Consider the following 8,379-nt stretch of genomic DNA (forward strand, 5'->3'; position numbering starts at 1 on the left):
TTCCGCAACGACCCGCCGGAATCTCCTCCGTCTGGGCCACTTCGTGCGGTAGCTTCCCCGGAAGACGAGACCGGACCGGGAGGCTATCGTGCGGCGTGTCCCAGGCTTTTCGTTGCTCTTCGTTCTGCTCACAGCGGTGTGCGCCACCGCGGGCGCGGCACACGCGCAGGAGCGATATCCGGTCGACTACAACTTCTTCGCGGGCATCCCCGCCGAGCTGTCCCACCCGGGCGGTTCGCTGCCCGGCACCAACGACTGGTCCTGCCGGCCCGGCTCCGAGCATCCGAACCCCGTGGTTCTCGTGCACGGCACGGGTGGTGGCGCACAGACGAACTGGGGCGTGTATGCGCCGCTGCTGGCCAATGAGGGTTACTGCGTGTACTCGTCCACCTTCGGCGCCTACAACCTGCCGTGGCCCGCGTCGGCCATCGGCGGCATGCTTCCGATCGAGCAGAGCTCGGCCCAGCTCGCCGCTTTCGTGGACCGGGTACGGACCGCGACCGGCGCGGGCAAGGTCGACCTGATCGGCCATTCCCAGGGCAACTTCATCGGCAATTACTACGTCAAGCGGCTCGGCGGCGCGAGCAAGGTGGACAAGATGGTCGGGCTCGCCCCACCCTGGCTCGGCTCGAACGCGGGGGGCATGGCGGACCTGAACGAGTTCGGCACACGGCTGGGCCTCGGCCCGCTCTTCGACGCCGTGGCGGGCTCGCCGTGCATGGCCTGCCGCCAGGTGCTGCAAGGGTCGGAGTTCGTGCGCGCGCTCAACGCGGACGGCGTCTACCACCCCGACGTGGCCTACACGAACATCGCGACCGTGCTGGACGAGCTGGTGGTGCCGTACACCTCCGGATTGGTCATCGGGCCCCGGGTGACCAACATCGTGGTTCAGGACGGGTGCTCGACGGACTACTCTGGTCATACGGGCATAGCGGGCAGCAGGAGGGCCGCGACCTACGTACTCAACGCGCTCGATCCCGCGCATCAACGCCCGGTGCCCTGCGGTGTCGCCGACCCGTACACGGGGTAGGCAGCCGACGTCCGACGTGTGCGGCGGAGATCCGGTCGGCGGACGATTTGTTCGCTGAGGGCAAAACCTGGCCGGAACGAATCCCGCGGCGCCCACGTTGTGAGTGAATGACCGTGCTGTCGCCGGTCGGCAATAGGGTGGACCGGCGGCGGTGGCATCCCCCGCCAACTAGAGTGGAGGCGGGGGCCGCAACCCCCGGGCTTCATGGCAGGCTGACGCCCACGGTTGTTGTACACAGCACACTGCGGCGTCTGTTGCCAGAATGTCGGAGCAGGAGAGTGAGGGAGCGATGTTCGAGAGGTTCACCGACCGCGCGAGGCGTGTCGTTGTCCTGGCCCAGGAAGAGGCCCGGATGCTCAACCACAACTACATCGGCACCGAGCACATCCTGCTGGGGCTGATTCACGAGGGTGAGGGCGTCGCGGCCAAGTCGCTGGAGTCGCTCGGCATTTCGCTGGAAGGCGTGCGCAGCCAGGTGGAGGAGATCATCGGCCAGGGCCAGCAGGCCCCGTCCGGTCACATCCCGTTCACCCCGCGCGCCAAGAAGGTGCTGGAGCTGAGCCTTCGGGAAGCGCTGCAGCTCGGTCACAACTACATCGGCACCGAGCACATCCTGCTCGGCCTCATCCGTGAGGGCGAGGGCGTGGCGGCCCAGGTGCTGGTGAAGCTGGGCGCCGATCTCAATCGTGTGCGCCAGCAGGTCATCCAGTTGCTGTCCGGGTATCAGGGCAAGGAGCCGGTGGAGTCCGGTTCGCGCGGTGAGGCGGGCACCCCGTCCACCTCGCTGGTGCTCGACCAGTTCGGTCGCAACCTGACCCAGGCCGCGCTCGAAGGCAAGCTCGACCCGGTCATCGGCCGCTCGAAGGAGATCGAGCGCGTCATGCAGGTGCTCAGCCGCCGCACCAAGAACAACCCGGTGCTGATCGGCGAGCCGGGCGTCGGTAAGACCGCAGTCGTCGAGGGGCTCGCGCAGGCCATCGTCAACGGCGAGGTCCCCGAGACGCTCAAGGACAAGCAGCTCTACACCCTCGACCTGGGCTCCTTGGTCGCGGGCAGCCGCTACCGCGGTGACTTCGAAGAGCGCCTGAAGAAGGTGCTCAAGGAGATCAACACTCGCGGCGACATCATCCTGTTCATCGACGAGCTGCACACGCTGGTCGGTGCGGGCGCCGCCGAGGGCGCCATCGACGCGGCCTCGATCCTGAAGCCGAAGCTGGCCCGCGGCGAGCTCCAGACCATCGGCGCGACCACCCTCGACGAGTACCGCAAGTACATCGAGAAGGACGCCGCCCTCGAGCGCCGGTTCCAGCCGGTGCAGGTGGGTGAGCCGACGGTCGAGCACACCATCAACATCCTCAAGGGTCTGCGCGACCGCTACGAGGCGCACCACCGCGTCTCCATCACCGACGGCGCGCTGGTGGCCGCGGCCACCCTGGCCGACCGCTACATCAACGACCGGTTCCTGCCGGACAAGGCGATCGACCTGATCGATGAGGCGGGCGCGCGGATGCGCATCCGTCGCATGACCGCTCCGCCGGACCTGCGCGAATTCGACGACAAGATCGCCGAGGCGCGCCGGGAGAAGGAGTCCGCGATCGACGCGCAGGACTTCGAGAAGGCCGCGCGGCTGCGCGACAAGGAGAAGCAGCTCGTCGCCAAGCGGGCCGAGCGGGAGAAGCAGTGGCGCTCGGGTGATCTGGACGTCGTGGCCGAGGTCGACGACGAGCAGATCGCCGAGGTGCTGGCGAACTGGACCGGTATCCCGGTGTTCAAGCTCACCGAGGAGGAGACCACCCGTCTGCTCCGCATGGAGGACGAGCTGCACAAGCGGATCATCGGCCAGGAGGACGCGGTCAAGGCGGTCTCCAAGGCCATCCGCCGCACTCGGGCCGGCCTGAAGGACCCGAAGCGTCCGTCCGGCTCGTTCATCTTCGCCGGTCCGTCCGGTGTCGGTAAGACCGAGCTGTCCAAGGCGCTGGCGAACTTCCTGTTCGGCGACGACGACGCGCTCATCCAGATCGACATGGGCGAGTTCCACGACCGCTTCACCGCCTCGAGGCTGTTCGGTGCCCCTCCGGGCTACGTCGGCTACGAGGAGGGCGGCCAGCTCACCGAGAAGGTGCGCCGCAAGCCGTTCTCGGTCGTGCTGTTCGACGAGATCGAGAAGGCCCACCAGGAGATCTACAACACCCTGTTGCAGGTTCTGGAAGACGGTCGCCTCACCGACGGCCAGGGCCGGACCGTGGACTTCAAGAACACGGTGCTGATCTTCACCTCGAACCTCGGCACGTCCGACATCTCGAAGGCGGTCGGCCTGGGCTTCACGCAGTCCAATGCCGAGGGCTCGAACTACGAGCGGATGAAGCTCAAGGTCAACGACGAGCTGAAGAAGCACTTCCGCCCCGAGTTCCTCAACCGCATCGACGACGTGATCGTCTTCCACCAGCTCACCACCGAGCAGATCGTCGAGATGGTGGACCTGATGATCAACCGCGTCGCCACGCAGCTGAAGAACAAGGACATGGCGATCGAGCTCACCGAGAACGCCAAGAACCTGCTGGCCAAGCGTGGCTTCGACCCCGTGCTCGGTGCCCGGCCGCTGCGCCGCACCATTCAGCGCGAGATCGAGGACCAGCTGTCGGAGAAGATCCTCTTCGGCGAGATCGGCCCCGGCCAGACCATCTCGGTCGACGTCGAGGGCTGGAACGGCGAGGGCTCCGGCGAGGACGCCAAGTTCACCTTCTCCGGTAAGGCGAAGCTGACCAAGGCGCAGACCGAAGAGAAGCCGGAAGTCGTGCTGACCGGCGCGACCGAGGGCTCCACCGAGGCTGCCTCGGGCGAGTAAGTCGTAATCGAGAAGCCCGTGCCCACCGTATGGCGGTGGGCACGGGCTTTTCGTATTCCGGCGGTCAGGAACGCCGGCCGCCGAAATGGGCGAGGACGGGGGCGAAGTCGTCGGCGAGTTCGCCGGGCACGATCACCTCATCGATGCCGTACTTCTCCCTGCGGCGCTCGAGCATCTCGGCGGCGGCCGACGAGTCCGCCGGGATCATGCCCGCCGCATCCGCGTCCGCGAGCGCCTCCGCGGTGAGGCCGAGATTCTTCGAGGTCCAGCTCGGCAGCCGCTGACCGATGCCGACCAGCTGATGGGTGAAGCGCAGGGGGCGGTCGGCGCCATCCCTCGCCGTGTCGACCAGCTCGGCAAGTTCCGCCTCGGTGGCGGCGGGCCCCGCGGCGAGCAGAATGCGGTCGGCCAATTCCGCCGCGGTCGCCAGCATCCGGGGGCCGTTGGCGGCGATCACGACCGGCGGGGCCGGGGCCACCTGAGCGCGTACGGCGGCGATGGTGGCGACCAGGTGGGCGCGGCGTTGCGCGGCCGAGCCCCAGGATGTCCCCAGCCACTGGGCCTCGGCGGCGGCGGCCGGGCGTCCCGAGCCGATCCCGAGTTCGAAACGTCCGTCCGACAGCAGTTGCAGGGCCGCGGTCTCCCTCGCGGTTGCTGCGGGGGAGCGCAGCGGTGCGGCCAGGACGTTCGGACGCAGCCGAATGGTGGTGGTGACGGCAGCCGCCGCGGCGAGGGCCGGGAACGGTGAGGGGGTGAACCGGGTGTCGGGCAGCAGGAGGGTCCGGTAGCCCTGCCGTTCGGCGGCGGCTGCCTCGCGCGCCCAGTCGGCTCCCGAACGCGGGGTGAGAACGATTCCGAAGGTCATGCTCATGGGGGATCTCCCGATCGTGAAGTTTCCGCTCGCGCGGTGGACGGCTGGTCGCTAGCGCTTGGCGCGCCGCGGTTCGCTCAGGACGGCGAGCCTGCTGCGGTACTGCTCCTCGGTGATCTGGCCGCGCGCGAACGCGGTGCGCAGCGCGCCGATCCCGCTCGCACGGCCGATGAACCGCCGCCGGGCGAACACCAGCACCGCCACAACGGTCAGCCAGAACAGCAGCGGAAAGATCCAGAAGAGCGGCCAGGGGTGCCATCCGCCGTCGTAGTGGTCGGCCAGGAAACCCACGGCCTCGGGGTGAGTGAAAATATTCATGCCGAAAGCCTGCGCCGAAGGGTATGGCGGGGGCATCGGTCGCGCGTCGACACTCGGAATACGCCCGGATACGTACCCACGAAGCCGCGGTGACGCCGACGCAATAATTTACTAGTTATTTGCTGACTGTCATTCAGTCCGGGAAATATGGTTCGCTGAAAAATTGCCGTAGATCAATTTCGGGCAGTGTTCGATGTCCTGTCAGGGCGTCGTGGTGCGACGCGGCAATCGATAAATTATTCGCTATGGCTACAGAAGGCCGGGGTCTTACGTCGGCTGCGGTACGAAGAATGCGGGGCCGGACCGATGCGGTGCTGCGATGCCCGGCGATAGCCAGGCACGGCGAACAACCCGGGGGACCGCGGTCGGTGCCGTCGACCGAGAGCCGCTCACTGCCAGCCCGGGCGGACGAGCCCGGATTCATACGCCATGACCACCAGCTGGGTGCGGTCCCTGGCGTGCAGTTTGGCGAGGATGCGGCTGACGTGCGTGCGGGCGGTGGCGGGGCTCATGTAGAGGCGTTCACCGATTTCGGCATTGGTGAGGCCCTCGGCGACCAAGGTCATCACTTCGCGTTCCCGGTCGGTGAGTTCGGCGAGGGTCGCCGGTGGCGGCGTCTTGGCCCGCACGGAGAATTCCGCGATCAGTGTGCGGGTGACGCCGGGGGACAGCAGTGCGTCACCCGTGGCGACCACGCGGACGGCACGAACCAGATCGGCCGGTTCGGTGTGCTTGACCAGGAAGCCGGTCGCGCCGGAGCGCAGAGCCTCGAAGACGTACTCGTCGAGTTCGAAGGTGGTCAGCACGACAACGCGCACTTCGGCCAGTCGCGGATCCTCGGCGATCATGCGGGTGGCGGCCAACCCGTCCAGAATGGGCATGCGGATGTCCATAAGGACCACGTCGGGGCGAAGGCTCCGGGTCATGCGCACGGCCCGCTCGCCGTTGTCCGCCTCGCCCACCACTTCGATGCCGTCCTGGGCGTCCAGCAACGCGACGAAACCCCCGCGCACCAGTGCCTGGTCGTCGGCCACCAGCACCCGGATGCTGCCGGACGGGCCGTCCGTGCGTGGATCGTGGTGCTCGTGCATCGCGTCTCCTCTGCTGTGGGGCCCGCGTGGTCCCGTCAGCGCTGCCCGCGACCGGCCGAGGTGCTCGGTCGGGCGGCCGCATCGCCGGGGCGGCCGGGCTTCGCGGGTGACTCGGTCTTGCTCGAGCGGGCGGTACTCGCGGTGCCCGTAACCGTTGATTCCACGGCCCCGGTATTCGTCGGCGAGGTGCCCGACCCTGCGGCACTCTGCTCCGGCGCGCCTGTTGCCGTGGCGTCCGGCGCCGGGTTTCGGCCGGTCGAGGCGCTGCCCGTCGGCCTGCTCGCTGTCGCGGCGTCTTGTTCCGGCGCGCCCGATGCCATGCTGTCCTGCGTCGGCGTTCTCCTTGTCGAGACGCTATGCGTCGACGTGCTGGTCGCATCGGTGTCGTGTTCCGGCGTGCTGCTGCTCCGCGCCGGTCTGCTCGCCGCCGTGGCGCTGGGTGTGGACGTGCTGGATGCACCAGGGCCCTGCTCCGGCGCGTCCGAGCCCATGCCGCTCCGCGACGGTTTTCTCGCTGTCGAGGTGGGGTGGGGCGATGAGCTCCCAGTAGCCGGATCCCGTTCCGGCGTCGTGCGACGGGCCGTGGTTGCCGGTGCCGTCGAGCCGGCCTGCGCACCGGGTTCGGGCGCACGCGTAGGTAACCGGGCCGCGACCCGGAAACCGCCGCTGGGGCGCGGACCGGCGGTGAGAGCGCCGCCGAGTGCGTGGGTGCGCTCGCGCATGCCGATGATGCCGTTGCCGCCACCGGTGCCGGAACGCGCGGGGGCACTGGTGGGGCGGGTGTTGTCGACGGTGATGTCGACCGAGTCGGGGGTGTAGCGCACGGTCACCGTGGCGTCGGCCCCCGGGGCGTGCCGGAGCACATTGGTCAGGGACTCCTGGACGATCCGCGCCGCCGCCACGTCGATCACGCTGGGCAGCTGCTGCGGGGTGCCGAGCACTCGGGTGCCGACCTTCAGGCCGGTGGTGCGCGGACGCAGCAGCAGATCGTCCAGGTCGCTGATGCTCGGAGCGGGCGCACGAGGTGCGGGAGGCGGCTCGGCCGCCGTCGCCGAAGCCTGCTCGAGGTCATCGTCGCGACTCGAATCCTGCTCTGCCGAAGCCGGATTGCGGTCTTTGCGGGCAGAGCGGCGAGGCCGTCGGCGACCGGTCTCCTCCGCGTCGGCCATGGACGGTTGCTCGTCGGGGGCGGCGGCGGTCCCGGAGCGGATCGTGTGCAGGAGCGCGTGCACCTCCGCGAGTGCGTCGCGGCTGGCGTTCTTGATCGCCGTGAGCGCTGTTTCCGCCTGCTCAGGACGTTTGTCGAGCAATTCCAGCGCCACCGAGGATTGCACGTTGATCATCGAAAGACTGTGCGCCAGCACGTCGTGCAACTCGCGCGCGATGGCGAGGCGCTCCTCGCTGGCGCGCCGCTCGCGCTGCGCTTCCTCGTCCCGGCGCGCTGACTCGGCGCGCTGCCTGCGGGCGACGAGGACGGCCTTGCGCTGGCGGATTCCCTCGGCCACCAGCAGCAGTATCGCCAGCCACGCCATCAGCGCGAAGACCTGCCACAGGTTGGCGGGGTGACCCAGCTGCGCGGGCAGCGGCCAGACCAGCGCCAGATACCCGAGCGGGACGAGTGGGTAAGTCCACCACCGTGATCCGCTGCTCGCGGCGGTCAAGAAGGCGACGACCAGCGAGACGAAGATCGGCCCGTACCCGTAGCCGCGCAGGAAATAGGCGAGACACACGCCGAGGACGACGATCAGCACGGGCAGCGGCTGCGCCCTGCGCCGGATCAGCGCCACGGGCCCGGCCAGCAGCAGCAGGTAACCGAGCACGTCGAGCGAGTGCACCCCGGTCTGCCGCATGTTCGCGAAGGTGCCCCCGACCACCTGAACCGCGGCCACGACGAGCGCGACTCCCCAGTCCAAGCCGACCGAGCTTCGATCCGTAATCCCTGCCACCCGCACCCACGTAGCCTATGCGGCTCGGTCACGATTCGACGTCCGCCTGGCAACGTATTTCGGGAGAATTGCACCGATTCGGCAATTCGCCGCAGGTTCGGTCCTCGGCGAAAGTCCCACCGCGCCCGGCCCGCGCCGGCCTGGCACGCGATCCGACACGGCTGTAACGCTGCCTCGTGCCTCGTGCCTCGTGCCTCGTGCCTCGTGCCTCGTGCCTCGTGCCTCGTGCCTCGTGCCTCGTGCCTCGTGCCTCGTGCCTCGTGCCTCGTGCCTCGTGC

At 68.6% G+C, this 8,379-nt stretch carries 6 protein-coding genes; 2 read left to right on the top strand and 4 right to left on the bottom strand.

Annotated elements, in window-relative coordinates; translation table 11 throughout:
* Nucleotides 1–124: 124 nt before the first annotated feature.
* Nucleotides 125–1,030 carry an alpha/beta fold hydrolase gene (locus ABZ803_RS28015; RefSeq protein WP_357043805.1) on the top strand — a complete coding sequence of 302 codons (906 nt, stop codon included), beginning with the start codon at nt 125–127 and terminating at the stop codon, nt 1,028–1,030.
* A 289-nt stretch (nt 1,031–1,319) separates the two neighbouring features.
* Entirely contained in the window at nt 1,320–3,875 is a 2,556-nt protein-coding gene (locus ABZ803_RS28020; protein WP_063049392.1) for an ATP-dependent Clp protease ATP-binding subunit, read from the top strand.
* 64 nt (nt 3,876–3,939) lie between these two features.
* On the opposite strand, the gene ABZ803_RS28025 is transcribed toward ABZ803_RS28020, so the two are convergent.
* The 4 genes from ABZ803_RS28025 to ABZ803_RS28040 form a co-directional block, all read right to left on the bottom strand.
* A complete protein-coding gene (locus ABZ803_RS28025; RefSeq protein WP_357043749.1) occupies nt 3,940–4,746 on the bottom strand; it encodes an LLM class flavin-dependent oxidoreductase in 807 nt (268 codons plus the stop codon).
* Between the two features lie 51 nt (nt 4,747–4,797).
* A complete protein-coding gene (locus ABZ803_RS28030; RefSeq protein WP_357043751.1) occupies nt 4,798–5,064 on the bottom strand; it encodes a hypothetical protein in 267 nt (88 codons plus the stop codon).
* A 389-nt stretch (nt 5,065–5,453) separates the two neighbouring features.
* Nucleotides 5,454–6,155 (bottom strand): response regulator transcription factor, encoded by a 702-nt coding sequence (locus ABZ803_RS28035; RefSeq protein ID WP_357043753.1) that lies wholly within the window; start codon nt 6,153–6,155, stop codon nt 5,454–5,456.
* Nucleotides 6,156–6,190: 35 nt separating this feature from the next.
* Nucleotides 6,191–8,101 carry a histidine kinase gene (locus ABZ803_RS28040; RefSeq protein WP_357043755.1) on the bottom strand — a complete coding sequence of 637 codons (1,911 nt, stop codon included), beginning with the start codon at nt 8,099–8,101 and terminating at the stop codon, nt 6,191–6,193.
* Nucleotides 8,102–8,379 lie beyond the last annotated feature (278 nt).

The sequence above is a fragment of the Nocardia sp. NPDC047648 genome, assembly GCF_040642815.1.
GTDB classification, from domain to species: Bacteria; Actinomycetota; Actinomycetes; order Mycobacteriales; family Mycobacteriaceae; genus Nocardia; species Nocardia gamkensis.

Coding starts and splice junctions, on each gene's coding strand:
- ABZ803_RS28020 (WP_063049392.1), top strand. CDS start 1,320: ATGTTCGAGAGGTTCACCGACCGCGCGAGGCGTGTCGTTGTCCTGGCC.
- ABZ803_RS28030 (WP_357043751.1), bottom strand. CDS start 5,064: ATGAATATTTTCACTCACCCCGAGGCCGTGGGTTTCCTGGCCGACCAC.
- ABZ803_RS28035 (WP_357043753.1), bottom strand. CDS start 6,155: ATGCACGAGCACCACGATCCACGCACGGACGGCCCGTCCGGCAGCATC.
- ABZ803_RS28025 (WP_357043749.1), bottom strand. CDS start 4,746: ATGAGCATGACCTTCGGAATCGTTCTCACCCCGCGTTCGGGAGCCGAC.